This window comes from Lysobacterales bacterium, assembly GCA_016703225.1.
In the GTDB taxonomy this organism is placed as follows: Bacteria; Pseudomonadota; Gammaproteobacteria; order Xanthomonadales; family Ahniellaceae; genus JADKHK01.
Map to the genome: position 1 here is coordinate 297853 of JADJCM010000003.1, position 26902 is coordinate 324754.

The window sequence follows — 26902 nt, forward strand, 5'->3', positions numbered from 1 at the left end:
GGTCAGCCGCCGCAGAGTCGGGCCAGCAGCGACTGCTGCGCCGAATGCGGCATCGCTTCGCCCGGCTGGATGCGCAGGTAGCGACCCTCGGCATCCAGTGTCCAGGCCTGCTGGTTGTCGGCCAGGTAGTTGTCGATCTCCTCGTCGTAGGCGCGGCGCGCGAGTTCGGCGTCGAGGATCGGAAAGCAGGTTTCTACGCGACGCAGCAGGTTGCGTTCCAGCCAGTCGGCACTGGAGCAGAAGATCTCGGGCTCATCGCCGTTCTGGAACCAGTAGACGCGGCTGTGTTCGAGGAAGCGTCCGACCAGCGAACGCACCTGAATGCGCTCGGAGACGCCGGCGATGCCCGGGCGCAGCGCGCACGTGCCACGCACGCTCAGGCAGATCTGCACGCCGGCGCGCGATGCTTCGTAGAGCCAACGGATGACGCCGGCTTCGTTGAGATGGTTGATCTTGGCGCGGATCGCCGCCGGCCGACCCTGGCGCGCGTGCTCGATCTCGCGCTCGATCTTCGCCAGCAGCGCCTTGTGCAGCGTGAACGGCGACTGCAGCACGCGCTTGAGCTTGATCACCGGGCCGAGCCCGGAGAGTTGCTGGAACAACTTGTGCACGTCCTCGCCGATCTCGCTGTCGCAGGTCAGCAGGCCGAGGTCGGTGTAGGTGCGCGCGGTGCTGGCGTGGTAGTTGCCGGTGGACAGATGCACGTAGCGGCGCAAACCGTTGGCTTCACGTCGCACCACCAGCATCATCTTGGCGTGGGTCTTGAATCCGACCACGCCGTAGACGACTTGTACCCCGGCTTCCTGCAAGCGGTCGGCAAGGCTGAGGTTGGCTTCCTCGTCGAAGCGTGCGCGCAGCTCGATGACCACGGTCACGTCCTTGCCGGCGCGTGCCGCTTCGATCAGGTAGGTGACCAGCGGCGAGTCCTTGCCGGCGCGGTACAGCGTCTGCTTGATCGCCAGCACGCCGGGGTCGGTCGCGGCCTGGCGCACGAACTCGAGCACCGTGGCGAACGAATCGAACGGATGGTGCAGCAGCACGTCGCCGCCGCGGATGGCGTCGAACACGGTCGGGACGTTGTTGATGCGCGCCTCGACGCGCGGCGTGAACTTCGGGAACTTCAGGTCGGGGCGGTCGATCATGTCGTAGATCGCGACCACGCGATTGAGGTTCACCGGTCCCTGGCAACGATAGACGTCGTCTTCACCGACGGCGAAGTTGGCCATCAGGATCTTCAGTGTCGTCTTCGGCAGCGCGTCGGCCACCTCGAGGCGCACGGCACGCGCGAATCCGCGTTCCTGCAGTTCCTCCTTCATCGCGTGTGCCAGGTTCTCGGTCTCGTCCTCGTCCAGAGACAGCTCGCTGTTGCGGGTCACGCGGAACTGGTACGAACCTTTCACCTGCATGCCCGGGAACAGTTCTTCGACGAACTCCTGCAGCACGCCCGACAGCAGCACGAAGTCCTGCGAGCCATCGGACAGTTCTGCCGGCAGGCGAATCACGCGCGGCAGCGAGCGCGGCGCCCGCACCAGCGCCATGTTGCCTTCGCGCCCGAACGCATCCTTGCCCTTGAGCAGCACCGCCAGGTTCAGGCTCTTGTTGAGGATGCGCGGGAACGGGTGCGCGGGATCGAGCCCGAGCGGCGACAGCACCGGCAGGATCTCGTTCTGGAAATAGCCCTGCAGCCAGCGCCGCTGCTTGGCGTTCCACTCGTCGCGCAGCAGCACCTGGATGCCCTCGGCGGCCAGCGCCGGGCGCAGCGTGCGGTTCCACAGGCGGTACTGCTCTTCGAGCAATTCCAGAGCACGTGCCCGCACACGCTGCAACGTTTCCAGGGTGCTCAGTCCGTCCGGGCCGACAGTGGTGCCGCCGAGCTTGAGCGCGGCGATGCGGATCTCGAAGAACTCGTCGATGTTCGACGAGCAGATGCAAAGGAAACGCACGCGCTCCAGCAGCGGCGTCGCCGGGTCCTGCGCCTGTGCCAGCACGCGGAAGTTGAACTCAATCTGCGAAAGCTCGCGGTTGATGTAGAGCGCGGGATCGCGCAGGTCGCGGCTGGTGCTCATGGTTGGGGCCCAAAACGGAAGGGGGCAAGCATAGCGAGGCGCAGCCGCAACCGGCTCACGCCGCGTCGCGGCCATCCGTGGCGATCACGCGATGCGGCGGGAAGTGGGCCGAGAAGGTGCTGCCGACACCGACTTCGCTGCGGATATCGAGCCGCGCCTGGTGCAGGCCGAGCACGTGCTTGACGATCGACAGGCCAAGCCCGGTGCCGCCCTTTTCGCGCGAGCGGCTGGTCGAGACGCGGTAGAAGCGTTCGCTGATGCGCGGCAGGTGCTCGGCGGGAATGCCCTGACCGCTGTCTTGCACGGCGAAGCAGCTGCCGCCGTCCTCGTCGAACCAGCGCAGCACGATGCGACCACCCGCCGGGGTGTAGCGCACCGCGTTGGCGACCAGGTTGCCGAAGGCGCTGTGCAGATCCTTCTCCGAACCGCGCAGGTTGCGCATGGAACTGGACTCGACGCGAATCTCATGCTGCTGCTGCGACAACGCCTTGGCATCGCGCTCGAGCCCGGCCAGCATCGCTGCCATCGAGACGGTTTCGTCCTCGGACTCGGACTGGTGATCGAGCCGCGACAGCGTCAGCAGATCCTCAACGATACGGGTCATGCGCAGCGACTGCTTGCGCATTTCGCGCACCATGCCATCCAGTTCGGGGTCGCGGTCGCTTTCGATCAGGTCGAGATAGCCGTGCAGCACGGTGAGCGGCGTGCGCAATTCGTGCGAGACGTTTGCGACGAAATCGCGTCGAACCTGTTCCAGCTTGAGCAGTACCGACACATCGCGCACCACCAGCAGCCACTGGTCCTGCGCATACGGGATCAGGCGCATGCTCATGCGCACCTCGGGTAGCGCCGGCGACGGTACATCGATCAGCGGATCATTCGCACGCGCGGTGCGCAGCCACGCCAGGATCTGCGCATTGCGCAGCAGGCGGTCGAGGATGACGCCGCGGTGGCGCTGCGCGTCAAGCCCGAGCAGGCGCGCGGCGGAGGCGTTGAACCACACCAGTTGCCGCATCGGGCTCAGCACCACGACGCCATCGGGCAGCACCGCTGCAGCCTCGCGATAGGCGCGCAGCAGTCGCACCAGGCGGCGCTGGCGCTGGCGACTGGCCTGGTGGCGGCGGAAAACGAACTCGGCGACGTCGCTCCATACGCCCATGCCCGACGGCGGCGGCAGCCGCGTACGCGCCAGCAACCAGCGCTGCATGCGCAGCAGGTGATGCAACGACCACAACGCATAGCAGCTGAGCGCGACGATCAGCGCCAGCTGGACGTGGTCGCCGAGATAGCCGACGAGGACGGCAGCGGCGACCAGCAGCAGCAGGCGACCGATCGACACCTGCCAGGCATGCGAACGCAGAACGCTGAGGTTGGGCCCGGGCATGCGCCTACGCTAGCGGTTCAGGCGATCGCCGAGAAGCGATAGCCGGCTCCGCGCACGGTCTGCACCAGGTTTTCCTTGGCGAACGGTTCCAGGGTTTTGCGCAGGCGGCGGATGTGCACATCCACGGTGCGTTCCTCGACGTAGACGTTGCCGCCCCAGACATGGTCGAGCAATTGCCCGCGCGCGTAGACGCGGTCGGCGTGGGTCATGAAGAAATACAGCAGTCGATATTCGGTCGGCCCGATCGCGACCGGCTGGTCGTTGGCGAACACTCGATGCGCGGGCCCGTCGATGCGCAACCCGCCGATCTCGACGCTGCCGTCCTCGCCGTCGCCTTGCGCACGGCGCAGCACCGCCTTGATGCGGGCGATCAGCTCGCGTGCCGAAAACGGCTTGACCACGTAGTCGTCGACGCCCGCATCGAGCCCGCTGACCTTGTCGTTCTCCTCGCCGCGCGCGGTCAGCATGATCACCGGTACCGAGCGCGTCAGGTCGTCGCGACGCAGCCGCCGCGCATAGTCGATGCCGCTCACTCCGGGTAGCATCCAGTCGAGCAGGATCAGGTCCGGCACCTTGTTCGCAATTGCCTCCTGTGCCGCACGCACGTCGGCCGCATGCACCGCCTGCATGCCCGCTCGTGAAATCGCCAGCCCGACCATGTCACGGATCGCGGTTTCGTCTTCGACGATCAGGATTTGCTTCAGCATGGCTTCCAAGCTGCAATCTCGCTGTCGGCATTAGACGACAGGATTGTGACTCTCTCGTGACGTGGCGGGAGAGGTGATTGTAGAAGTGTCTGGCGTCATCTGCGGCCGGCGAACACAGTCCGCGTGCGATCTCTACAATGCCGCCGTGCGCATCACGAGCGGCGATGGTAGCGAAGATGAGGATGGGCCAAGGTATTGATGTGGCGAGGTATCGGCCGTGGTGAGCCTGGAGGTCACGGCAGAGGTACGGCTGGATGTTTGGCTGTGGGCGGCGCGCTTCTTCAGAACGCGGAGCCTGGCCAAGCAGGCGATCGAGGCTGGGCGGGTGGAAGTGCAGGGGCAGGTGGCGGGGAAGGCGGCGAAGGCGGTGCGGGTGGGTGATCGGCTGGTGCTGCGTCGCGGCGAGGAGCGGTTCGAGCTGCGGGTGCTTGGGCTGGACGAGCGGCGCGGTCCGGCGGCGGTGGCGCAGGCTTTGTATGCGGAGAGCGAGGAAAGCCGAGCGCAGCGCGAGAGCGCGGCGGCGCGGCGGCGCGATGAGCGCGCCGGTTACCAGGCGCCGGACTCGAAGCCGGACAAGAAGGCGCGACGACTGATCCGCGCGCTGGGCGACATCGACGCGTTCTGATTCAGCGGCGCGCGTGCTGGCTGGCTGCGGCCAGCATCAGCGCGGCGAGCAGGTTGTGGGCGACCGCCGGCAGCAGCGGAAGGGCGGCGAAGACCAGGATCAGGCCGAGCGCGATCTGCAGGGTCAGCAGTGCGACCAGGATCATCGCCGGTGTGCGCAGGCCGCGGCGCCAGGAGCCGATCGCCACGAACAGCGCAGTGAGCGCGACGGCGAGCCCGAGAACGCGATGCAGCAGGTGCGAGAACGCGCCTCGCGGATGGATCGGCGGGGTCGGGTCGAACACCGGAACGCGGGTCGGGTCGAGTAGCGCCAGCGAAGCGTCGAATTCTTGGCCGCAGCCCGGGAAACCGGTGCAGCTCAGGCCCGAGTAGCCGGCGCTGACCAGCACACCGAGCGCGATCTGGGCCAGCAGCAACAGCATCAGGGCGAGTGCCGCTGGCGACCAGCGCGCCGCCGGTCCGGCGCCTTGATGGATGCGCCAGCTCAGCAGCAGCATGGCGAAGCCACCGAGCACGTTGCCGATTGCGACTGCGGGCAACTTCGCGCCGGGGTGAAGCGGCCGAGCACCGCCAGTCCGAGCGCCAAAACGATCAAGCCGAGCGCCATCCAGCCTTCGCGCCGCAGGCGCGGCTTGGCGAGGAAGCTGGCCGCTGCCATGGTCAGCGCCAGCACCAGCACGGTGACCGCAGCGAGTCGGTGCAGCATGCGTGCCAGCAAAACCCCGGCCTGCGCGACCACCGGTTCCGCGTCGGCCCGCAGCGACGCGCCGTAACAGTTCGGCCAGTCGGCGCAGCCGAGTCCGGCCGCGCTCAGGCGCATGTAGGCGCTCAGCGTGGTCACCACCAGCACCAGCACGAAACTGAGCAGGGCCAGGCGCCGAACGGTGTGTTGGCGCGGGTTGATCGTGGGCATCGTGCGGGGCATCCGGGCCGTGGCGGTCGGCCATGGTACTGGTGCGGCGGGCAGCTGCGGCAAGCATCCGGAATCGCCGCTGACGGCTCGCGCGAGGCACGGAAATCGGCCAATTGATCTAGATCATATGGCCGCGACGCCCCCTGCGACAGATCGTCGCAGGGCCGCTAAGCTCGCCGCACCCGCGAGAGGAGCCTGCCAATGAGCCATGACGACAACGAACCCGTTCCGATGATGCAGAAGCTGCTGGACAATCCGTTTCTGCTCCTGTTCATCGGAGTGATGGTGCCGATGGTGGTCTACACCGTCTGGGGCGTGTACGACATCCTCACCATTCCGCTCGCGAAGTGACGCGGGTCCGGTCACACCAATCCAATATTTCTGATTTCCTTGGGGGTTATCAATCATGACTGCCATTTCGCCGCCTGCTGAACGACTTTGGTGGAAGCATCCAATCGACCGGGTCGAAGGGATGTGGATCGGCATCGCCTTCGTCTGGTCCATGGTGATGTTCTTCATGATGGTGTACTGGCACATGTACGGCGGCCAGAACCTGTCGACCGAGACCTACAAGACCACGCCCGAGCAGTTCACCGCCAAGGCGCAGGCGATGGTCGACCAATACACCGTGCGCACCGAGGTCGACGGCCAGTATCCGGTGGTTGCACCGCCGGTCGGCAGCGACGTCTACATGATCGCGCGCTTGTGGAACTTCTGGCCGATCCTGCAGCTGGAAAAGGGGCAGACCTACCGCCTGCACCTCACCTCGCTGGACTACAACCATGGGTTCTCGCTGCAGCCGGCGAACATCAACATCCAGATCGTTCCCGGCTATGAGCATGTGGTGACGGTGACGCCGAACCAGAGCGGCACCTACTCCGTCGTGTGCAACGAGTATTGCGGAATCGGCCATCACACGATGGTCGGTCGCATCTACGTCAAGTGAGGAACCCGGACATGTCTATCGCAACAACCTATCGGACCTGCCCGCGTTCGGGACTGCAGTTCGAGTCTCAGGCTGAGAAGCTGATGCTCGCCAACGCCGTGGCCGCGGTCGTATTCCTGCTCATCGGCGGCATTCTCGCCGTCGGCGTCGTGCTGACGCGCTGGCCGAGCATCCACTGGCTAGAGGCCGACACCTTCTATCAGGTGCTGACCGCGCACGGCATCGACATGCTGATCTTCTGGATCATCTTCTTCGAGATCGCGGTGCTGTACTTCTGTTCCTCGACCTTGTTGCGCTGCCGACTGGCCACGCCCAAGATCGCGTGGGCCGCGTTCGTGCTGATGGTGATCGGCGCGGTGATGAACAACGTCGCCGTCTACCAGGGCGGGTCAAGCGTGATGATGACCTCCTACGTGCCGATGATGGCCGCGCCGCACTTCTACCTCGGGTTGATCCTGTTCGCGGTCGGTGCCCTGATCGCCTGCTTCGTGTTCCTCGGCACGCTGGTCGTGGCCAAGGCCGAGAAGACCTACCAGGGTTCGGTGCCGCTGGTTACCTTCGGTGCAATCACGGCGACGATCATCGCGGTGTTCACCATCGTCTCCGGCGCGATCATCCTGGTGCCGACCTTCCTGCTTTCGATCGGCGTGATCGATGCGGTTGACCCGCTCGTGTACCGTACGATCTGGTGGGCCTTCGGTCATTCGTCGCAGCAGATCAACGTTTCTGCGCACATCTCGATCTGGTACGCGGTCGCCGCCATCGCGTTCGGTGCGCGCCCGATGTCCGAGCGCGTCAGCCGTGGCGCCTTCCTGCTCTACATCCTGTTCCTGCAACTGGCGAGCGCGCACCATCTGCTCGCCGATCCGGGCATGAGTACCGAGTGGAAGGTCGTCAACACTTCGTACTTCATGTACTTCGCGGTGCTGGCGTCGATGATCCACGGCCTGACCGTTCCCGGTGCGATGGAAGTGGCGCAGCGCCAGAAGGGCTACAACAAGGGCCTGTTCGAGTGGCTGCGCAAGGCACCCTGGGGCAACCCGACCTTCTCCGGCGTGTTCATCTCGATCATCGGCTTCGGTTTCCTCGGCGGCATCTCCGGCGTGATGATGGGCACCGAACAGCTGAACATGATCATCCACAACACCATCTACGTCCCGGGTCATTTCCATGCCACGGTGGTGATCGGCACCATGTTGAGTTTCATGGCGCTGACCTACTTCCTGATCCCGGTGCTGTTCAAGCGCGAGATGATCGCGCCGACGCTGGCCAAGTGGCAGCCCTACCTGTTCGGTCTGTCGATGTACGGCTTCTGCCTGGTGATGATGGGTGCCGGCACGCTCGGCGTCTCGCGTCGCCATTGGGACATGGCGTTCCAGGGTTCGGCGCTGGCCTATGAGTGGCCGGGTGCCGCGTACATGATGATGGGCCTGGTCGGCGTGATGGGCATCGCCGCGATCGTCGGCGGCGCCATCTACATCTACGTCACCGTCGGCTCGCTGCTGTGGGGCAAGAGGCTTGACCAGGGCCAGGTGTCGTCGGCGCCGACCCCGGTGCCGGTCACCGCTCCGGCGGCGGCAGTGCAGACCTACGGTTCGAGCGGTCTGGTCGCTCCGGGCAGCTTCGTGCTGGCGATCATCTTCCTGGTCGCGTTCGTCCTCTACTACTTCATCAACTGGAAGTATCTGTCGCAGTTGTGGGGTTTGAGCTAAGCAATCGGCGACGGGCCCGGAGCCAAGCTCCGGGCCCGTCGCATTTTCCAAGGTGCAATGGAGCGGCCGGGAATGCCGCGGTTTTTCTGGAGGTCGGTGATGAACCCGATGCCTGCAACACGCGCGCGTTCGCTACCGATCCTGCTGCGTGAAGTGCTCGGACTGATGAAGTTGCGCATCGGCGTGATGATCATGCTGACCGCGCTGGTCGGCATGCTGGTCACGCCCGGCGCCTATCCGGGCCTGAAGTCCACGCTCGTGCTCGCGCTCTCGGTGCTCGTGGCTTCGGCCAGCGCCGGCATGTTCAATCAGTATTTCGAGGCCGATCAGGACCACCGCATGGCGCGCACGCGGCGTCGTGCCTTCGTCACCGGGGCGTTGCCGCACTCGCGCCTGTGGTTGTTGCCGATGGCGCTGATGCTCCTGCTCGCGGTCGCTGCCGCATGGTTCTACGTCAATCCGGTCTCGGCTGCGTTCGTGTTCCTGGGGGCGCTGTTCTATGGCGTGGTGTACACGGTGTGGCTGAAACGGCGCACTGCATGGAACATCGTCATCGGCGGCCTCGCCGGCAGTTTTTCGGTGCTCGCCGGTGGCGCAGCGGTACTGCCTGAACTGGCGCCGGTCCCGCTGCTGTTCGCGCTGGTGTTGTTCCTGTGGACGCCGCCGCATTTCTGGAGTTTGGCGATCGCCAATCGCGACGAATACGCCGCAGCGGGCGTGCCGATGCTGCCGGTGGTCGTCGGGGTGCCACGCGCCGCCACCACCGTCTTCGTCAGCACCGTGCTGCTGGTGGCCGCTTCGCTATTGCCGGCGGCCTTCGGTCTGGGGCCGATCTATCTGGCCGGCGCGCTCGCTGGTGGCTTCTACTTCCTGTGGCGCGCCTTTCAGCTGATGCGCCAGCCGCAACGCGGTGAAGCGATGCGCAGTTTCCATGCCTCGTTGCTGCAGCTCTCGCTGCTGCTGATTGCCGCCTGCGTCGACCGGGCGGTGGCCTGACGCCTTCTCCATGCCGGAACGTGTCTGTCATGCGATGGTCCGGCGTTACGGGTGCTCCAGCTTCCTGATGCGCGCGCTTGCGCTGCTCGCCACGCTCGGCTGGTGCGGGCTGGCGGTGGCGGCGACGGCCGGGCCAACGATCGATATCGACGAAGCACTGGCTTTCAGCCGTTCGCGCGTCGGCACCACGCCGCCGGATTTCGTTCTGAGCGACCGCGATGGCCAGCCCCTGTCGCTGTCGCAGTTCCGCGGCAAGCCGCTGGTGGTCAGCTTCGTCTTCACCGGCTGCTTCCAGGTCTGCCCGACCAGCACCCGTGATCTGCAAAACGCCGTGAGCGCGATGCGCGAGCGCTTCGGTCCGGACCAGTTCAACATCGTCAGCATCGGCTTCAACCAGCCCGAGGATTCGCCGACGGCGATGCGAACCTTCGCCGCGCAGTTGCGCATCCGCGATGCCAACTGGGAGTTCCTGAGTCCGCGCCAGGAAGACGTCGCCGCGATGACCGAGGCCTACGGCTTCCGCTTCCGCCCGAGCCCTTCGGGTTTCGACCACACCGTGCAGGTGTCGTTGCTCGACGCGCAGGGCACGATCCGCAGCCAGGTCTACGGCGACTTCAGCGCCGAGGTGCTGGGCGAGCCGATCCGGCGCCTGCTGCGCGGCATGTTGCTCACCGACACCCACAACGCCGCGGATTTCGTCGACCGCGTGCGCATCTTCTGTTCCGTCTACGATCCGACCACCGGCAAGTACAAGGCCGACTACACCCTGATCCTGCAGATCGCCGGTGGCGTTACCTTCTTCGTGTTCATGGTCTGGTTCGGGCTGGCGGAATGGTGGAGCCAGCGCAAGGCGCGGCGCGCTCGGGAGCGGCCGGCGTGAGCACGCATCTGCCTCCGTCGCGCGTACAGGCGGCGTGGGCGTGGTGCGAGGACCGGCTCGATCTGGCGTCGCCGCGACTGAATCCGCTGCGCCACCTCGGCTCGATCGCGCTGCTGATGTTCTGGGTGCTGGTCGCGAGCGGCGTCTATCTGTACGCGATGATCGACACCTCGGTGGACGACGCGCATGCGTCGATCGACCGGCTGTCGCGCGAACAGTGGTACTTCGGTGGGCTGTTGCGCAGCATGCATCGCTACGCCGCCGATGTGCTGGTGCTGACGACGACGCTGCACCTGCTGCGCGAGTGGAGCTTCGGGCGCTTCCGGCACTTCCGCGCCGCGAGCTGGTGGACCGGCGTGGCGCTGCTGCCGCTGATCACGGTCAGCGCGATCGGCGGCTTCTGGCTGAACTGGGACCAGCTCGGCCAGTACTCGGCCATCGCCACCGCCGAATGGCTGGACTGGTGGCCGTTGTTCGCGTCTCCCTTCACACGCAACTTTCTCGGCGTTGCCTCGATCAGCGACCGGTTGTTTTCGCTGTTTGTGTTCGTGCACATCGGCGTGCCGTTGCTGATGGTGTTCGGCATCTGGTTCCATGTGCGCCGCCTGGCGCATGCGGCGGTGTGGCCGCCGCGACCGATGCTGTGGACGATGCTGTTGCTGCTGCTGGGCCTGGCCGTGGTGGCTCCGGTGCTGAGCCATGCGCCGGCCGACCTGGCGCGCGTGCCCGAGGTCCTGGCATACGACTGGATCTTGCTGTTCGTGCATCCGCTGGTGACGGCGACCTCGTCGACGACGGTGTGGTTGGCCGCGCTCGGCTTGCTCGCGTTGTTGCTGTTGCTGCCGTTCTGGCGCGCCACGCCGGTGGCGGCTCCGGCGGTGGCGGAAGTGGATCCTGCGCATTGCAGTGGTTGTCGGCGTTGTGTGGCCGATTGTCCGTACGACGCGATCCGCATGCTGCCGCATCCGACCCGGCGCGGTTTCGCCCTGGCCGAGGTCGATGCCGATGCCTGCGCGTCCTGCGGCATCTGCGTCGGTTCCTGCCCGTCGTCGACGCCGTTTCGTTCGATGCAGCATCTGCGCACCGGCATCGACATGCCGCAGCAGCCGATCGACGCGCTGCGTCGGGCGTTGCGCGAACGCCTCGGGCAGGCTTCCGCGAAGGGCGCGCTGGTCGTGTTCGGCTGCGATCACGGGGCATCGGTGCGCAAGTTGGAGCACGACGATGTCGCCGCCTTCAGCCTGATCTGCACCGGCATGTTGCCACCGTCGTTCATCGAATACGCGCTGCGCGATGGCGCGGCCGGCGTGGTCGTGGTCACTTGTCGCGATGGCGGCTGTGCGTTCCGCCTGGGTCAGCGCTGGACTGCGGAGCGACTGGCGCGTGAACGCGAGCCGGCGTTGCGTGCCACGGTTCCGACCGAGAAGTTTGCATGCGTCGCTGCCGGTCCAGGCGATATCCTTGCGGTGTCGGAAGCGCTCGCGAGACTGCGTGCGCAGACCACCGGGGAAGCCCGGTCGCAAGTCGCCGTGGAGTTCCCCGCCAGATGAGTTCCCAAGCTGCCCGATGGATCGGCCAGATCGTGCTGTACGCAGCATTCGCCGCGGCCATCGCCGTACTGTCGCAATGGCCCGAATACCGGCCGCTCGCCGCTGACCAGGCCTTGCTCAAGGTCAGTTTCCTGCACCACGGTCAGCGTCTGCAGGCCTGCGTCGAGCAGACGCCGCAGGAGTTGGCGAAGCTGCCACCGAACATGCGTGCGCCCTCGCGCTGCCCGCGCGAACGTTCTCCAGTCACGGTCGAGGTTGATCTCGACGGCAGTCTCGTCTATCGCCAGACCGCCGCGCCTTCGGGTCTGTCGCGGGATGGCACGGCGAGCGTGTACCGCAGCATCCCGGTGACGGCCGGCGCGCATCGCGTGCAGGTGCGCATCCGCGACAGCGCACGCACCGCAGGCTTCGACTTCGAGCGCGAGGACCTGGTGCAGTTCGAGCCGTTGCAGGTGCGCGTGGTCGACTTCTCGGCCGAACAGGGCGGGATCACGATCCGATGAACGCTCCCCTGGTCGAGCACGGGCAGGAGCGCGCAGCCCGGCCCGGCACGCTCTATCTCCCCGAAGCCTTCGGCGATGCGCAGCGTTCGCTGGCGCGCGCCTGGCTGTGGCTCGGGCTGTTCGCGCTGATCGGTGCCGGCCTGTTCTCGATCCTGCTGGTGGTGTCGCGCACGCCCGGGCTGCAGTCGTGGTTCCCGGTCGCCGACTTCTTCCGCGTCGCGCTGGTGGTGCACGTCGATCTGTCGGTGCTGGTCTGGTTCGTGGCCATGGCCGGGATGATCTGCAGCCTGCAGTTGCGCCCGGTGGCGCTGGCGTTGGCGCGAGGCGCAGCCTGGCTGTGCGCCGCAGGCACCGCAGGCATGCTGCTGGCGCCGTTCCTCGGTGGTGGCGAAGTGCTGATGGCCAACTACATCCCGGTGCTCGACGGACCGGTGTTCCTGGGTTCGCTGCTGGTGTTCGCGAGCGGAACGACGCTGATGGTGCTGCATGCGTTGTCGGCGGCACCGCGACCCGCGCGCGCGGCGCCCGCGGTCGCTGCGCTGCAGTTCGGCGCCAACGCCAGCATGGTTGCGCTGGCGGTCGCGCTGATCGCGTTCGCGTGGTCGTTCCTGGTGATGCCGGGCCAACTCGCAGGCAAGGCCTACTACGAAGTGCTGTTCTGGGGCGGCGGGCACGCGCTGCAGTTCGCCTGGACCATCCTGATGCTGCTGTCGTGGCTGTGGTTGGCCGGTGCCTGTGGCGGACGCGTGGCGCTGAGCCCGCGGCTGGTGGTGCTGATGTTCCTGCTGGCGCTGGCGAGCGTGTTCGTGACGCCCTACGCCTATCTCGCGCACGACATCGCCTCGGTCGAGCACCGCAATCTGTTGACCATGGCGATGCGCATCGGTGGCGGCCTGGCGATCCTGCCGGTGATGCTGGCGGTGACGCTGTCGATGTGGCCGCTGCGGACGTTGGACCCGGCACAGCGTCCGCTGCGCGCGGCGCTTTGGTCGTCGATGGCGGTGTTCGCGCTCGGCGGCGTGATCGGCATGCTGATCAGCGGCAACAACGTGCGCATCCCGGCGCACTACCACGGCAGCATCGTCGGGGTGACGCTGGCGCTGATGGGTGTGGTCTATTTCCTGCTGCCGCGGCTCGGGTATGCGGCGCCGGATTCGCGCATGGCGCGGTGGCAGCCGGTGCTGTACGCCATCGGGCAGACGCTGCACATTCTTGGTCTGGTGTGGTCCGGTGGCTACGGCGTGCAGCGCAAGGTGGCCGGCGCCGAGCAGGTGCTGCGCAGCAAGTCGGAGATTGCCGGGATGGGCGTGATGGGCCTCGGTGGCCTGGTCGCGATCATCGGCGGCGTGTTGTTCGTCGTGGTGGTGATCCGGGCGATGCGCGCGCCGGTGCAACCGGGAGTCAGGCAATGATCGCGCTGCTGAAACGGGTACTGCGTTCCGGGTTCATGCTGGTCGAGGACGTGTTCAACCGCGCCTTCGGCGATCGCTTCAACCCGCTCTATCATCTGGGCGCGACCGCGTTCTTCCTGTTCTGGGTGGTGACCATCACCGGCACTTATCTGTACGCATTCTTCGATACCGCGGTGGCTGCGGCCTATCCGTCGGTGGAGTCGCTGACGCATCGCCAGTGGTTTGCCGGCGGCATCCTGCGCAGCGTGCATCGCTACGCGTCGGACGCGATGGTGGTGATCATGCTGCTGCACATGCTGCGCTACTTTGCGTTCGACCGGTTGCGCGGTTTCCGCTGGTTCTCGTGGGTGTCTGGCGTCGGATTGATCTGGCTGGTCTACATCGTCGGCATCAATGGCTACATGCTGCCCTGGGATCGCTACGCCCAGTTCGTCACCGTCGGCGCGTTCGAGTGGATGAGCGCGCTGCCGCTGTTCGGCGCCACCATCATGCGCAACTTCATCTACCCGGCGAGCATGACCGATCGCTTCTTCTCGCTGCTCGCCTTCATCCATATCGGCGTTTCGTTCCTGATCCTGCTGCTGATGTGGGTGCACGTGCAGCGCGTGCCGAAGGCGGCCACGCAGCCGCCGCGTCCGATCGCGCTGAGCCTGCTGCTGACGCTGCTGGCGCTGGCATTGCTGCTGCCGGTGCTGAGCCATCCCGGCGGCATGGCCGATTTGACACGCGCGATCGATGCCGTGCGCCTGGACTGGGTGTTCCTGCCGGTGTTGCCGCTGATGTATCGCACCTCGCCGCAGACCGCCTGGGCGGTGGTGATCGTCGGCACGCTGCTGCTGCTCGCGCGCTGCCCTGGCTGCCCTGGCGTCGTGCCGGCGGCCAGCGCGAATTCCAGCTGGCGTTCCATCCCGGTGACCAGCATGTGGGAGCCAAGCCGGGCGAGACCCTGCTCGACGCCGGGCTGCGCGCCGGCCTGGCCTTGCCCTACGACTGCCGCAATGGCGGCTGTGGCGTCTGCGTGTGCAGCGTGCTGAATGGTCGCGTCGAGCACGGCGCCTACCAGCCCGCGGTGCTGACCGACGCCATGCGCGCCGCCGGCAAGACGCTGATGTGCATGGCAACGCCGCTGGAGGACGTCGAGATTGATGTGCCGGTGGAATCTTTGCGGCCGGGCGTGGCGGACACGGTGGCCGTGTACAGCGGTCGCGTCGAACGCATGGAACGGTTGAACGCGGACGTGATCCGCATGCAGCTGTCCCTGCCCGCGGGCAAGCGCATCGACTTCGCCGCTGGCCAGTACATCAACATCCTGCTCGAAGACGGCGAGAAGCGCGCGTTCTCATTCGCTTCGGCGCCGCACGACAACGCGCAGATCGAGTTGCACGTTCGTCTGGTGCCGGGTGGGCGCTTCACCACGCGCGTATTCGAGTCGATGCAGGTGGGCGACGAACTGCGCTTCGAGGGGCCGGTCGGTCGCTTCACCCTGCATGCCGGTCAGCGGCCGATCCTGCTGGTAGCCGGCGCCACCGGGTTTGCGCCGATCAAGAGCATCGTCGAGGACGCCTTCCACCGTGGCGTACAGCGGCCGATGCACTTGTATTGGGGCGTGCGTCAGAAAGCCGACCTGTACCTGCGCGATCTGGCCGAACGCTGGGCGAGCGAGCACCCCAATTTCCGCTTCGTGCCGGTGCTGTCCGAGCCGGCACCGGAAGATGCCTGGCAGGGTCGCACCGGTTTCGTGCACGAAGCCATGCTCGCCGACTTCCCGGACCTGCGCGGCCACGAAGTCTATGTTTGCGGATCGGTGCGAATGGTTGAAAATGCGGTACCGGCGCTGGCGCAGGGCCTAGATGAAAATGCCTGTTTTTCGGATGCGTTCGTGCCCGGTTTCCGGACCGCGACGGAGGCGCCCGGCGGGCAGGATCGTGTTGATCCAGCAACCTGAGTCGTTCATTCAATCCTTGAGGGAAAGTTCCATGAAGAAGTCGATCCTTGCGCTCCTGATCGTTGCCTCGCTCGCCGCCTGCAAGCCGCAGGACCCGGCGCCGCTGCCGGCCGAAGCCACCGCTGCTCCGGCCCCGGTTGCCGCACCCGCCGAGCCGGCACCAGTTGCCGATCCTGCCGCTGTCGATCCCACCGCAGCCCCGGCCGAAGGTGCTGCGCCTGCCGATGGCGCTGCTCCGGTGGATGCCGCGCCGGCTGCCGTGGCCACGGTCGATGGCGAAGCCGTGTACAAGAAGGCCTGCGTGCTCTGCCACGGCGCCGGTGTCGCCGGTGCGCCGAAGTTCGGCGATGCCGCAGACTGGGGGACGCGCGCCGCGCAGGGCGAGGCGATGCTGTTCGAGCATGCGATCAAGGGCTTCACCGGCCAGAAGGGCATGATGCCGGCCAAGGGCGGCTCGGTCGGTCTGTCCGACGACGAGGTCAAGGCTGCCGTGACCTACATGGTCGAGCACTCGAAGTGAACCACCTCGGATGCCGCGGCTTCGGCCGCGGCATCCGAGTCGCATCATGCTGTAATGGCGGCCTCGTGAACTGATGCCGAGGCCCGCCATCCACCCGTTGACCCGACTGTTCGCGTTCGCGCGACCGTATCGCCGCAATGCCGGCCTGGCATCGATGTTCTCGGTGCTGAACAAGTTCTTCGACGTGTTGCCGGAGTTGCTGATCGGCGTTGCGGTCGATGTTGTCGTGAACCAGAAGCAGAGTTTCCTGGCCGGGCTCGGCATCATCGAGCCGATGACCCAGTTGTGGTGGCTGGTCGCGTTGACCGTGCTGATCTGGGTTTGCGAGTCCCTGTTCGAATACCTGTACGCGCTGAAGTGGCGCGGGCTGGCGCAGGACCTGCAGCACGAGTTGCGCCAGGCGGCGTATGCGCATGTGCAGAAACTGCCGCCGGACTTCATCGCGCGCGAACGCAGCGGCAAGCTGATGGCGCTGATGAACGAGGACGTGAACCAGATCGAGCGTTTCCTCAACACCGGCGCGAACGACCTGATCCAGGTGTTCTGCTCGTCGCTGATGGTCGGCGCGGTGTTCTTCGTGATCACCAGCAAGCTTGCGGTGCTGGCCCTGCTGCCGATCCCGCTGATCCTGTTCGGTGCATTCTGGTTCCAGCGGCGGCTGTATCCGCGCTATGCGGCGGCGCGCGATGCAGCAGCGGTGGTGTCGAACCGGCTCAACAACAACCTCGGCGGCATGGCCACGATCCAGGCCTATACCGCCGAGGCCTTCGAGAGCGAACACGTGCGCGCGGCCTCGGAGCAGTTCCGCGCGCGCAATGCCGACGCGATCCGCGTATCGGCGGCGATCACGCCGGTGATCCGCATGGCGATCCTGGCCGGCTTCGTCGCGACCCTGTTGTATGGCGGTCATCTCGCCCTGAGCGGCGAGATCGGCGTCGGCAGCTACTCGGCACTGGTGTACCTGACCCAGCGTCTGCTGTGGCCGCTGACACGCCTCGCCGACATGACCGACCTTTATCAGCGCGCGATGGCTTCGGTGAATCGGGTGATGGACTTGCTGGAGACACCGATTGCCCGACGCGGCGACGCCGCAATCGCGCAGCGGCCGCAGGGCGCGCTGCGCTTCGAGCATGTGGGTTTCGCCTATGCCGACACACCGACGCTGATCGACGTCAGTCTCGAGGTGCCGGCCGGGCAGACGATCGCACTGGTTGGCGGCACCGGCAGCGGCAAGAGCACGCTGCTCAAGCTGCTGCTGCGCTTCCACGATCCGGCCAGCGGCCGCATCCTGCTCGATGGCGCCGACCTCGCCGCGATCGATCCGGTCGCGCTTCGCAAGCGCATCGGCTACGTTGCCCAAGACCCGTTCCTGACGGACGGCAGCATCGCCGACAACATCGCCTACGGCGAACGCGAACCTGATCGCGCCCGCGTCGAGGCCGCCGCACGCGCGGCCGAAGCACATGACTTCATCGCCGCATTGCCGAATGGATACGCGAGCGCCGTCGGCGAACGCGGCGCCAATCTCTCCGGCGGCCAACGCCAACGCATCGCGCTCGCGCGTGCGCTCTATCGCGATCCGGTCATCCTGATCCTCGACGAAGCCACCTCCGCCGTCGACAACGAAACCGAAGCCGCCATCCAGCGCTCGCTCGCCCACGTTTCCAAGGGCCGCACCACCATCGTCGTCGCCCACCGCCTCTCGACCGTGAGTCACGCGGACTGCATCCACGTCATCGACCAGGGCCACCTGCGCGAATCCGGCACCCACGACCAACTGCTCGCCAGCAACGGCACCTACGCCGCGCTGTGGCGGTTGCAGACGGGGGAGTGAGAGTTGGATGAGGTGGTTGCCATTGATGTGCGAGCGATAGTTCATGGGACACAGCGCGTTCTTGACGGTTCTGGTCGGCCCGATCCAATGCTTGGTGGTCGCTACGCCTGCCCTTGAGCTCTTCGCCTACACGCGTGCGTTGATTCGTGCCGAGCGGCGGGACAGCTGGGTGATGGTTTTCCTGATGGTGGTCGCGTTTGCATGGAGCTATACAACAAATTGAAAAGTGTTGTATAACGCGCCATGCCCAAGTTCTATCGCGAGCTTTCGGTGTCGGCGTCGACGGCGTATGCGCAGGTGCATGCGGCGGCGATGGCGCTGGAGTTGGCGCGGGATGTGTCGCACCTGCAGGGGAGCTTCGCGACCAAGACCGTGCGTGGCAGTCGGCATTGGTATTTTGCGTTTCGCGAGCCCGATCAGCGAATCCGACAGATCTATGTCGGGCCCGATTCTGCCGAAGTGCGTGCGCTGGTCGAGCGCGCCAGGGCCAATGCGCCGATTGCGGCGTTGAAGCCGCTGGCGAAGAGTGCGGCATCACTGGGCAACGCCACCGTGCAGCGCAAGCACCTGTCGGTGATCCTGCGCCTCAACGAGTTCGGCTTCTTCCGCGCCGGCGGCGTGCTCGTAGGCACGCATGCGTTTCTTGCGTATGCGAACCAGCTTGGATTGCAGTGGGCCGGCTGCGACCAGACGGCGGATGTCGATTTTGCGCATGCCGGCCGCAATGTCTCGATTGCCTTGCCGGCCGATGTCGACTCGACGCCGCACGCCGCGCTGACGACGATGGAGGAAGGCTTCCTGCCGCTCGTGCAGTATCGCGGCCAAGCCGGCGCGAGTTATCGCAAGAGGGACGAGCCCGAGTTCCAGGTCGACTTCCTGACACCGAAGACCGGTCGTACTGACGACCCCATCGAGGTCGGGCACCTCGACGTCGCGCTGCAGCCACTTCGGTTCATGGAATTTTCGCTCGAAGGCATTGAGCAGGCGACCTTGTTCGAGCAGACCGGCCGCTGCGTCGTCGTCAGCCTGCCGGCGCCCGCGCGCTACGCCGTGCACAAGTTGCTCATCGTCGGCGAGCGCAGCGGGGCCTATCGCGCCAAGATCGCCAAGGATGTGGCGCAGGCCGCATCGCTGATCGAGTATTTCGCGAGCAACGACATTGATCCGCTGATCGCCGCCTGGCACGACGCGCGTGGGCGTGGCCCGGGTTGGCGCAAGCGCGCCGACGAAGGCCTGCGCGCATTGCGTTCGGTCGCTTCCGAGCACGCGGCCTTGCTGGGCGGGTCGAAGTCAAGGTCACCCTGATGCTTGTGCACCCATGGCCGCGGCGCGTACGGCGTGAAATCGCGCGATCGCGCACCCGCCGGCCGTGATCAGAGTCTCAGCCGCGTGCGCACGCGACTGGCTAGCATCGCTCGCCGATTCCGTTGAGGACGCCCGTGGCCCGATCTGTCTCCGCGATGTTGTTGTCGCTCGCATTCGCAACTGCTGCGCCATCGGTTGCTGCCGAACCGTGGGTTGCGGTCTACCACCCGCTGTACCAGTGGTCGGAGGTGCCGCCGGCAGCGGTGCCGTGGAACTCGATCACGCATCTGATCGTGGGCTATCTGCTGCCGGAGGAGGGGCCGCCTGGGAACTTCACGGTCGCGCCGCCGAACTGGTACGGCGATGCCGCCTTTGCATCCGAGGCCGCGGCGTACTCGGCTGCAGGTGCGGCGGCAGGGCGTGTGGTCACCTGCATGCTCGGCGGCGATGGGTCGAACCCGGGCAACGTCTGGAACAACGCGACCACGCCGGCGCGCGTCGCCGCGTTCGCCGCCAACATCAAGGCCGTGGTCCAGCCGCTTGGTTGCACCGGGGTCGATCTGGACTGGGAGAACGGCGTCGACTACGCCGCGTTGGTCCGCCTCGCGCAGGCACTGCGCACGGCGTGGCCGCAAGCGGTCATCACCATCCCGACCGCGTTCACCGGCGAGGACGCGGCAGCGCTCGCGCCGGCGGCGGCAGCGGTCGATGCGTTCATGCCGATGACCTACATCGCGGTGCCGCAGTGGGGCGGCTGGACGCTGCCTTCACCGCTGACGCCACTCTACGTGGTCGGCGCCAACAGCAACTCGATCGACACCGTACGCGGACGCTGGCAGGCCGCCGGCGTGCCGACGAGCAAGCTGGTGATGGGGGTCGGCGGCTTCGGTCTGGTTTGGGGCGACAGCAACGCCGACAACCTCGCGCCGGTCACTCCGTATTCGAGTGACGGCAGCGGTGCGGCGGCGGGCGAGTGGGAAGGCATCGCCTCCGACAACGCGGTCACGCAGTCGTGGCTCAGCGAAACGCTGTCCGAGCACCCGGGAGCGTTCACCGAGGTCTGGGACGAAGCGCAGAAGATCTCCTACTGGCGCACCGCTTCGACCTCGGTCCAGGTCACCGTCGATGATCTCTACTGCGTGCTCTGGAGCAATTGCGCGACCACTGCGGACGTCAGCCTGATCTTCTACGAGACGCCGCGGTCGATGGTCGCGAAGTCCGCCTACGTCGGCCAGCACGGCATGAAAGGCATGATGTTCTGGACCCTCTCTCAGATGCGCGACGGCTCGACGTTCCCCAATCTCGAAGCGATCTCGACGCTGTTCGCGGATGGCTTCGAGGGCAACGCGGTGGTCGCATGCGACGCGGCCACTGCACCGTAGCGGCGCCAACTGACAGTTCTCCCCTCCGTTCTGCGTACACAGCGCGCAGTCCACGGGAGATGGCAATGGTTGGTGCGAGGTTGTGTGCGTGTGTCGGTTGCTTGTGGCTCGGTTGGAGCAGTGTCGCGGGTGCAGACCCGATCCTGGCGGGGCGAATCCTGAATCCGGTGACGAGCGCGGAACCCGTCGCTGGAACCAGTTATCCGGCGGTGTCTGGGGACGGCCGCTTTCTCTTCTTCGTGTCTTCGTCGAACAACCTTGGCGTCGTCTCGAATGGCGCGCTGAATCTGTATCGCGCCGACATGGCTGCGGCGACGCCGGCCAATCTGTCGCTGGCCTTGGCGCTGCCGTGGCTCGGTAATGGCAATACCTACTCGCCATCGGCATCGAACAGCGGAACGGTGGTCGCGTTCGAGACCTTGGCAACCAATCTTGGTGGCACACAGGGCGGCTTCAGCGACGTCTATGTCAGTTACCAGATCTCGCTGCCGCAGGACGAAATCGGGTTCGAGACGCAGCTGGTCAGTCGCGGCATGGGTGGCCAGGCGCCAAACGGGGCGTCGCGTCATGCCTCGATTTCCGGCGATGGCCGCGTTGTCGTGTTCTGGTCGGATGCATCGAACCTGGTGGCCGCAGATACCAATGGTGCGCCGGACATTTTCGTCGTCGACGTCGACGTTTCCGATGCTGGGGCCGATCGAACGCATCAGCGTGACCTCGAGCGAAGCGCAGATCCCCGGCTACAGTCGCGCGCTTTCCAACAACGCACTGTCGAACGATGGGCGTTATGTCGTGTTCTCCGCCGATGCCGAACTCGATGGCGCCCACCCTGGAAACCTGGAAGACGTGTACCTGCGCGACCGCACTGCAGGGACGACCACCTTGCTCAGTCGCGCCAGCAACGGCACGCCGCTCACTTCTTCGTCCGACCAGCCTTCGATCTCGCCGAACGCCCGCTATGTTGCGTTCCGTTCGCTGCAGGCCGGCACCAGCATGGTGTTCCTGCGCGACCGTCAGCTCAACACGACCGTCAACATTCCGGCGCCGCCGACCGCGACGGTGTGCCAGGAGCCGCAGGTCAGCAACGATGCCGACATCGTCATGCAGTGCGAGAGCAGCCTCGGCGGCGTCTCGCGGCAAGCCTGGTTCGTGCAGGGCAGCGACGGTGCCAGCTTCCGACTCAGCAGCACACCGGCGAACGCGAATGGCAACAACATCTCCGGCGACCTGACCGACCTCAGCGACAACGGCGACGTGCTGGTATTCGACTCGGACGCATCCGACCTCGACCCCGGCGACGGCAACACCCACACCGATGTCTTCGTCGCCATCGAGGAGGAACTGCTCTACGCAATATTCAGCGATGGGTTCGAGTAGACGGGCGCGCTGAACGTCGCGATATCGTGGGTCGGCATCGCGCCGCACGCGGCGCTCCTACTCGGGATCGTAGTCGAGGTTCGGGGCGAGCCAGCGTTCGGCTTGTTCGAGGGTCCAGCCTTTGCGCTTGGCGTAGTCCTCGACCTGTTCCCTCGAGACGCGGCCGACCACGAAATACTGGCTCTGCGGATGCGCGAAGTAGTAGCCGCTGACGGCCGCGGTCGGGTACATCGCGAAGTTCTCGGTCAGCTTCACGCCGGCGTTGCGTTCGGCGTCGAGCAGACGGAACAGCGTCGCCTTTTCGCTGTGGTCGGGGCAGGCCGGGTAACCCGGGGCAGGGCGGATGCCGCGGTAGTGCTCGGCGATCAGCGCATCGTTGTCGAGCGACTCGTCCGCCGCATAGCCCCAGAGTTCGCGCCGCACCTTGCGATGCAGGGCTTCGGCCAGCGCTTCGGCGAGGCGATCGGCGAGCGCCTTGAGCAGGATCGCGTTGTAGTCGTCGTGCTGCGCCTCGAAGCGCGCGATATGTGACTCGATGCCGAGGCCGGCAGTGACCGCGAACGCACCGATCCAGTCCGGTGGCCCACTCGCGTCGTGGATGAAATCGGCCAGGCAGAAGTCCGGGCGTTCGACCGGTTTGTCGACCTGTTGGCGCAGGAAGCGCAAGGTCGTGTGGACCTGCGACGTAGGAGCGGCCCCGGCCGCGACCGATGACGCGGTACGGCGACAATCCGGCGTCGCGGCGTCGACGGTCGCGGCCGGGGCCGCTCCTACATCGCGAGCATGTTGCACCAATACGTCATCGCCCACGCGATGCGCTGGCCAGATGCCGACCACGGCTCTGGCCTGCAGCCAGCGCTCGCGCACGATGGTGTCGAGCATCGCGCGCGCATCCGCGAACAGCTTGGTTGCCTCTACGCCGACGATGGCATCGTCGAGGATGGCCGGATAACGGCCAGCCAGTTCCCAGGTCTGGAAGAATGGAGTCCAGTCGATGAAGGGCACGAGTTCGGCCAGCGGCCAGTCCTCGAACACCGTGATGCCAGGTTGCTTCGGCGCCTCCGGCACATGTTCGCCCGGCTTGAAGGCCTGGCGGCGCGCGGCGTCGATCGAGACCAGGCGCTTGGCGTCGCCGCGATTGGCATGGCGCGCGCGCACGTCGGCGTAGTCGGCTTCGGTCTTGGCGACGAAGTCGGCGCGCAGTTCCGGGCTCATCAGTGACTGCGCGACACCGACCGCGCGCGATGCATCCTTCACCCACGCCACTGGCGAGGCGAGGTGCGGCGCGATCTTCAGCGCGGTGTGTGCACGCGACGTGGTTGCGCCACCGATCAACAACGGCTGGCTGAATCCCTGGCGCTTCATCTCGCGCGCCATGTGCGCCATCTCGTCGAGCGAGGGCGTGATCAGGCCGGACAGGCCGATGATGTCGGCATTCTCGGCGCGCGCGGCGTCGAGGATGTGTTGGGCAGCGACCATCACGCCGAGATCGACGACCTCGAAGTTGTTGCAGCGAAGGACAACGGCGACGATATTCTTGCCGATGTCGTGCACGTCGCCCTTGACCGTGGCGATGACGATCTTGCCGTTCGACCGGTGCGTCTGACCGCTGCGCGCTTTTTCTTCCTCGATGTAGGGGATCAGGTGTGCGACCGCGCGTTTCATCACCCGCGCCGACTTCACGACTTGCGGCAGGAACATCTTTCCGGCACCGAACAGGTCGCCAACCACGTTCATGCCGGCCATCAGCGGCCCTTCGATCACATCCAGCGGCCGCGTCGTCGCCAGCCGCGCTTCTTCCGTGTCGAGTTCGACGAAGGCGTCGATGCCGTGCACCAGCGCATGCTTGAGTCGTTCCGCGACCGGCGCCTCGCGCCAAGCCAGGGCGGCACCGTTGTCGCCGTTCTCGGACTTCTTGCCCTTGAAGCGTTCGGCGATCTCGATCAGGCGTTCGGTGCCGTCGGCGCGTCGGTTCAGCACCACGTCCTCGACGCGGTCGCGCAACTCGGCATCGAGATCGTCATACAGCGGCAGCGCGCCGGCGTTGACGATGCCCATGTCCATGCCGGCATGGATGGCGTGGTACAGGAACACGGCGTGGATGGCTTCGCGGGTGTGGTTGTTGCCGCGAAACGAGAAGCTGACATTCGAGACGCCACCCGAGACATGCGCGAGCGGAAAACGCTGCTTGAGCGCACGTGTCGCCTCGATGAAGTCGATGCCGTAGGCACTGTGCTCGTCGATGCCGGTGGCGATCGCGAACACGTTCGGGTCGAAGACGATGTCCTCGGACGCGAAGCCGACCTCGTTCACCAGCAGCGAGTGAGCGCGCGCCAGGATCTCGACCTTGCGATCCATGGTGTCGGCCTGGCCGGTCTCGTCGAAGGCCATCACCACCACCGCCGCGCCGTAGCGCTGCACTTTGCGGGCCTGCTCGAGGAAGGCGGCTTCACCTTCCTTGAGCGAGATCGAATTGACGATGGCCTTGCCTTGCACGCACTTCAGGCCGGCCTCGATCACTTCCCACTTGGACGAGTCGATCATCACCGGCACGCGCGCGATGTCCGGCTCGGAAGCGATCAGGTACAGAAACTTCTGCATCGCCGCCTTGGAGTCGAGCAGACCCTCGTCCATGTTCACGTCGATGATCTGGGCGCCGCTCTCGACCTGCTGGCGCGCGACGACGAGCGCTTCGTCGTAGCGGTCTTCCTTGATCAGCTTGCGGAACTGCGCCGAGCCGGTGACATTGGTACGCTCGCCGACGTTCACGAAGTTGGTGGTCGGCGTGATCACGAACGGTTCGAGCCCCGCCAGACGCGTGTACGGCGCTGGCGTGGCCAGTGCGCGCGGTGCGACACCGCGCACCGCGGCCGCGATCGCGGCGATGTGTTCGGGCGTGGTGCCGCAGCAGCCGCCGACGATGTTCAAGAGGCCGGCGCGCGCGAACTCGCCGAGCACCGCAGCCATGTCTTCCGGCGTCTCGTCATAGCCACCAAATGCATTCGGCAGACCAGCGTTTGGATGCGTGCTGACATGGGTGTCGGCGATCTCGGACAACACGTCGAGATGGACGCGCAGGTCCTTGGCGCCGAGTGCGCAGTTGAAGCCGATCGACAGCGGTTTCGCGTGGCGCACCGAGTACCAGAAGGCCTCGGCGGTCTGGCCGCTGAGGGTGCGGCCGGAGCGGTCGGTGATGGTCCCCGAGATCATCAGCGGCAGGCGCGCGCCGCGCGCGGCAAACACTTCATCGAGTGCGAACAGCGCGGCCTTGGCGTTCAGGGTGTCGAAGATGGTCTCGACCATGATCGCGTCGGAACCGCCGTCGATCAGCCCGTCTGCGGCTTCGCGATAGGTCGCGACCAGGGCGTCGAAATCGATGTTGCGGAAGCCGGGGTTGTTCACGTCTGGCGACAGCGATGCAGTGCGGCTGGTCGGGCCGAGTACGCCGACGACGAAGCGTGGCTGCGCTGGCGTTCGCGCTTCCATCGCGTCGCATTCAAGCCGCGCCAGGCGCGCGCCTTCGCGGTTCAATTCGTAGACGATGCGTTCGAGTTCGTAGTCGGACTGGGAAACCCGCGTGGCGTTGAAAGTGTTGGTTTCGAGCAGGTCGGCACCGGCTTCGAGGTACTGGCGATGCACGTCGCGGATCAGTTGTGGCTGGGTCAGCGAGAGCAGGTCGTTGTTGCCCTTGAGGTCCTTCTGGGCGTGATCGTGCGGCCCATGCGCCGCGCAGGCACCGCCACAGGCGTGTCCGGCGAGGAAGCGGTCGCCGCGAAAGCCGGCCTCGTCGAGTGCATGCCGCTGCAGCATTGTGCCCATCGCGCCGTCGAGGATCAGGATGCGATGGACCAGCGCGGCTTCGAGCGCCGCGACACGCGATGGATGTAACCAGGGCAGGACCGTCATGCCTTGCGCGCCAGCAGCGTGAGCACTTCGAAGTTCGGCGCGCGCTTCTCGCGCGAGCTGACTTCGCAGTCGATGACCTCAAGACCCGCTTTCTTTGCGAGCTTGCGCAATTCATCGACGGTGAATCCGAGATTGCAGTGATCGAACTCCTCGGCCGCGGCTTTGTGCGCGTGCCGGTTCAGCGTCAGCGCCAGCAGCCGACCGCCCGGACGCAGTACGCGCGCAGCTTCGCGCACCGCGACGGCGGGCTGTTCGGAGTAGGTGAGGGCATGCATCAGCAACACCAGGTCGAACCTGGCATCGGGCAGGTCGAGTGCGTGCATGTCGCCATGCTCGACGCGGACGTGGCGCAGCGGCCTCAGGCGTTCGCGCGCCGAACTGATCACGCGCTCGCTGGCATCGACGCAGAGGATGGACTTCGCATGCGGCGCCAGCAATTCGGCGAGCACGCCGTCGCCGGAGGCGACATCGAGCACGTCGCCGAGTTCGACCAGATGCATGACGCCGCGCGCCAGCGCTTCCCACGTTCGTCCGGGCGAGTAATGGCGTTCCATGTCGCCGGCCACCGCGTCGGACCAGCCTTCGGACTTGGCGCGCTTGGCCAGCACCGCCGGCAAGCGGCGCGCGTCGTCTTCGAGCACCGAGTCGTCGATGGCGCTGCGCATCGTGCGCCACAACTGCGCGTGGCGATCGTCGATCTCGGCATTGAAACGGTAGTACGCAGAGACGCCGGCGCGGCGGTCGCGCACCAGGTCAAGTTCCTTGAGCTTGGCCAGGTGCGTCGACACGCGCGGCTGCGCCAGCTGGGTGATCGCGGCCAGTTCGGCAACGGTCAACTCCTCGGCCTCGAGCAGCACCAGCAGGCGCACCCGGGTGGCGTCGGACAGGGTCCGGAACAGGCTGGAGAGAGCGGTCAGATCCATGTTTATCGTTGTATCGC

General features: G+C 66.1%; 21 protein-coding genes and 1 pseudogene. 15 read left to right on the plus strand and 7 right to left on the minus strand.

The features are described from left to right. Positions 1-2 precede the first annotated feature (2 nt). Genes ppk1 through phoB form a run of 3 tightly spaced genes read right to left on the minus strand, consistent with a single transcriptional unit; the run spans position 3 to position 4157 of the window. Positions 3-2066: a polyphosphate kinase 1 gene (ppk1, locus tag IPG63_14510; protein MBK6728424.1), complete on the minus strand. Its 2064-nt coding sequence runs from the start codon at positions 2064-2066 to the stop codon at positions 3-5. A gap of 55 nt (positions 2067-2121) precedes the next feature. Next, on the minus strand, positions 2122-3450 hold the full coding sequence (gene phoR / locus IPG63_14515) for a phosphate regulon sensor histidine kinase PhoR (GenBank protein ID MBK6728425.1): 1329 nt from the start codon (positions 3448-3450) through the stop codon (positions 2122-2124). 17 nt (positions 3451-3467) lie between these two features. Then, on the minus strand, positions 3468-4157 hold the full coding sequence (gene phoB, locus IPG63_14520) for a phosphate regulon transcriptional regulator PhoB (protein MBK6728426.1): 690 nt from the start codon (positions 4155-4157) through the stop codon (positions 3468-3470). 217 nt (positions 4158-4374) lie between these two features. On the opposite strand from phoB, the gene IPG63_14525 reads away from it, so the two are divergent. Beyond that, positions 4375-4782 carry an RNA-binding S4 domain-containing protein gene (locus IPG63_14525; GenBank protein ID MBK6728427.1) on the plus strand — a complete coding sequence of 136 codons (408 nt, stop codon included), beginning with the start codon at positions 4375-4377 and terminating at the stop codon, positions 4780-4782. A gap of 1 nt (position 4783) precedes the next feature. On the opposite strand, the gene IPG63_14530 is transcribed toward IPG63_14525, so the two are convergent. Beyond that, the gene (locus tag IPG63_14530) at positions 4784-5320 is read right to left on the minus strand and encodes a COX15/CtaA family protein (protein MBK6728428.1); all 537 of its coding nucleotides are present in this window, start codon (positions 5318-5320) and stop codon (positions 4784-4786) included. Continuing rightward, the gene (locus tag IPG63_14535; protein ID MBK6728429.1) at positions 5266-5694 is read right to left on the minus strand and encodes a COX15/CtaA family protein; all 429 of its coding nucleotides are present in this window, start codon (positions 5692-5694) and stop codon (positions 5266-5268) included. The genes IPG63_14530 and IPG63_14535 overlap by 55 nt, the downstream gene beginning before the upstream one ends. A 201-nt stretch (positions 5695-5895) precedes the next feature. Here IPG63_14535 and IPG63_14540 point away from each other — a divergent pair, with 201 nt between their 5' ends. The 14 genes and pseudogenes from IPG63_14540 (at position 5896) to IPG63_14605 (ending at position 22056) form a co-directional block, all read left to right on the plus strand. Continuing rightward, complete coding sequence (locus IPG63_14540; protein ID MBK6728430.1) at positions 5896-6045, plus strand: hypothetical protein; 150 nt, start codon at positions 5896-5898, stop codon at positions 6043-6045. A gap of 55 nt (positions 6046-6100) precedes the next feature. Next, positions 6101-6640 carry a cytochrome C oxidase subunit II gene (locus IPG63_14545; protein ID MBK6728431.1) on the plus strand — a complete coding sequence of 180 codons (540 nt, stop codon included), beginning with the start codon at positions 6101-6103 and terminating at the stop codon, positions 6638-6640. Positions 6641-6651: 11 nt separating this feature from the next. Continuing rightward, the gene (locus tag IPG63_14550) at positions 6652-8352 is read left to right on the plus strand and encodes a cbb3-type cytochrome c oxidase subunit I (GenBank protein MBK6728432.1); all 1701 of its coding nucleotides are present in this window, start codon (positions 6652-6654) and stop codon (positions 8350-8352) included. A 108-nt stretch (positions 8353-8460) separates the two neighbouring features. Beyond that, positions 8461-9348, plus strand: a complete 888-nt coding sequence (gene cyoE / locus IPG63_14555) for a protoheme IX farnesyltransferase (protein ID MBK6728433.1) — start codon at positions 8461-8463, stop codon at positions 9346-9348. A gap of 67 nt (positions 9349-9415) precedes the next feature. Next, positions 9416-10228 (plus strand): SCO family protein, encoded by an 813-nt coding sequence (locus IPG63_14560; GenBank protein MBK6728434.1) that lies wholly within the window; start codon positions 9416-9418, stop codon positions 10226-10228. Then, on the plus strand, positions 10180-11778 hold the full coding sequence (locus IPG63_14565; protein ID MBK6728435.1) for a hydrogenase iron-sulfur subunit: 1599 nt from the start codon (positions 10180-10182) through the stop codon (positions 11776-11778). The genes IPG63_14560 and IPG63_14565 overlap by 49 nt, the downstream gene beginning before the upstream one ends. Then, positions 11775-12281, plus strand: coding sequence for a hypothetical protein (locus IPG63_14570; GenBank protein MBK6728436.1), 507 nt, complete (start codon positions 11775-11777; stop codon positions 12279-12281). Before IPG63_14565 ends, IPG63_14570 begins: the two co-directional genes overlap by 4 nt. Then, entirely contained in the window at positions 12278-13693 is a 1416-nt protein-coding gene (locus tag IPG63_14575) for a cbb3-type cytochrome c oxidase subunit I (GenBank protein ID MBK6728437.1), read from the plus strand. The genes IPG63_14570 and IPG63_14575 overlap by 4 nt, the downstream gene beginning before the upstream one ends. After that, positions 13690-15638: pseudogene (locus IPG63_14580) on the plus strand (cytochrome b N-terminal domain-containing protein). The gene IPG63_14575 and the pseudogene IPG63_14580 overlap by 4 nt, the downstream one beginning before the upstream one ends. Positions 15639-15669: 31 nt before the next feature. Then, positions 15670-16158, plus strand: a complete 489-nt coding sequence (locus IPG63_14585) for a cytochrome c5 family protein (protein MBK6728438.1) — start codon at positions 15670-15672, stop codon at positions 16156-16158. An 88-nt stretch (positions 16159-16246) separates the two neighbouring features. Continuing rightward, the gene (locus tag IPG63_14590) at positions 16247-17992 is read left to right on the plus strand and encodes an ABC transporter ATP-binding protein (GenBank protein ID MBK6728439.1); all 1746 of its coding nucleotides are present in this window, start codon (positions 16247-16249) and stop codon (positions 17990-17992) included. A 243-nt stretch (positions 17993-18235) separates the two neighbouring features. Continuing rightward, positions 18236-19297, plus strand: a complete 1062-nt coding sequence (locus IPG63_14595) for a nucleotidyltransferase domain-containing protein (GenBank protein MBK6728440.1) — start codon at positions 18236-18238, stop codon at positions 19295-19297. 134 nt (positions 19298-19431) lie between these two features. Further along, positions 19432-20679 carry a hypothetical protein gene (locus IPG63_14600; protein MBK6728441.1) on the plus strand — a complete coding sequence of 416 codons (1248 nt, stop codon included), beginning with the start codon at positions 19432-19434 and terminating at the stop codon, positions 20677-20679. A 684-nt stretch (positions 20680-21363) separates the two neighbouring features. After that, a complete protein-coding gene (locus tag IPG63_14605; GenBank protein ID MBK6728442.1) occupies positions 21364-22056 on the plus strand; it encodes a hypothetical protein in 693 nt (230 codons plus the stop codon). A gap of 57 nt (positions 22057-22113) precedes the next feature. Here the strand turns inward: IPG63_14605 and metH are convergent, their stop codons facing one another. Both metH and IPG63_14615 read right to left on the minus strand, forming a co-directional pair. Next, the gene (gene metH, locus IPG63_14610; protein MBK6728443.1) at positions 22114-25962 is read right to left on the minus strand and encodes a methionine synthase; all 3849 of its coding nucleotides are present in this window, start codon (positions 25960-25962) and stop codon (positions 22114-22116) included. Continuing rightward, positions 25959-26885, minus strand: coding sequence for a metalloregulator ArsR/SmtB family transcription factor (locus IPG63_14615; GenBank protein MBK6728444.1), 927 nt, complete (start codon positions 26883-26885; stop codon positions 25959-25961). The genes metH and IPG63_14615 overlap by 4 nt, the downstream gene beginning before the upstream one ends. Positions 26886-26902 lie beyond the last annotated feature (17 nt).

What these genes read in the sequence shown, in the direction of transcription:
- metH (MBK6728443.1), bottom strand. Translation starts at nt 25,962, where the DNA reads ATGACGGTCCTGCCCTGGTTACATCCATCGCGTGTCGCGGCGCTCGAA.
- IPG63_14540 (MBK6728430.1), top strand. Translation starts at nt 5,896, where the DNA reads ATGAGCCATGACGACAACGAACCCGTTCCGATGATGCAGAAGCTGCTG.
- IPG63_14570 (MBK6728436.1), top strand. Translation starts at nt 11,775, where the DNA reads ATGAGTTCCCAAGCTGCCCGATGGATCGGCCAGATCGTGCTGTACGCA.
- ppk1 (MBK6728424.1), bottom strand. Translation starts at nt 2,066, where the DNA reads ATGAGCACCAGCCGCGACCTGCGCGATCCCGCGCTCTACATCAACCGC.
- IPG63_14535 (MBK6728429.1), bottom strand. Translation starts at nt 5,694, where the DNA reads ATGCCCACGATCAACCCGCGCCAACACACCGTTCGGCGCCTGGCCCTG.
- cyoE (MBK6728433.1), top strand. Translation starts at nt 8,461, where the DNA reads ATGCCTGCAACACGCGCGCGTTCGCTACCGATCCTGCTGCGTGAAGTG.
- IPG63_14605 (MBK6728442.1), top strand. Translation starts at nt 21,364, where the DNA reads ATGCTGGGGCCGATCGAACGCATCAGCGTGACCTCGAGCGAAGCGCAG.
- IPG63_14550 (MBK6728432.1), top strand. Translation starts at nt 6,652, where the DNA reads ATGTCTATCGCAACAACCTATCGGACCTGCCCGCGTTCGGGACTGCAG.
- IPG63_14585 (MBK6728438.1), top strand. Translation starts at nt 15,670, where the DNA reads ATGAAGAAGTCGATCCTTGCGCTCCTGATCGTTGCCTCGCTCGCCGCC.
- IPG63_14575 (MBK6728437.1), top strand. Translation starts at nt 12,278, where the DNA reads ATGAACGCTCCCCTGGTCGAGCACGGGCAGGAGCGCGCAGCCCGGCCC.
- IPG63_14560 (MBK6728434.1), top strand. Translation starts at nt 9,416, where the DNA reads ATGCGCGCGCTTGCGCTGCTCGCCACGCTCGGCTGGTGCGGGCTGGCG.
- IPG63_14545 (MBK6728431.1), top strand. Translation starts at nt 6,101, where the DNA reads ATGACTGCCATTTCGCCGCCTGCTGAACGACTTTGGTGGAAGCATCCA.
- IPG63_14565 (MBK6728435.1), top strand. Translation starts at nt 10,180, where the DNA reads ATGGTGGAGCCAGCGCAAGGCGCGGCGCGCTCGGGAGCGGCCGGCGTG.
- IPG63_14595 (MBK6728440.1), top strand. Translation starts at nt 18,236, where the DNA reads ATGCCCAAGTTCTATCGCGAGCTTTCGGTGTCGGCGTCGACGGCGTAT.
- phoR (MBK6728425.1), bottom strand. Translation starts at nt 3,450, where the DNA reads ATGCCCGGGCCCAACCTCAGCGTTCTGCGTTCGCATGCCTGGCAGGTG.
- IPG63_14615 (MBK6728444.1), bottom strand. Translation starts at nt 26,885, where the DNA reads ATGGATCTGACCGCTCTCTCCAGCCTGTTCCGGACCCTGTCCGACGCC.
- phoB (MBK6728426.1), bottom strand. Translation starts at nt 4,157, where the DNA reads ATGCTGAAGCAAATCCTGATCGTCGAAGACGAAACCGCGATCCGTGAC.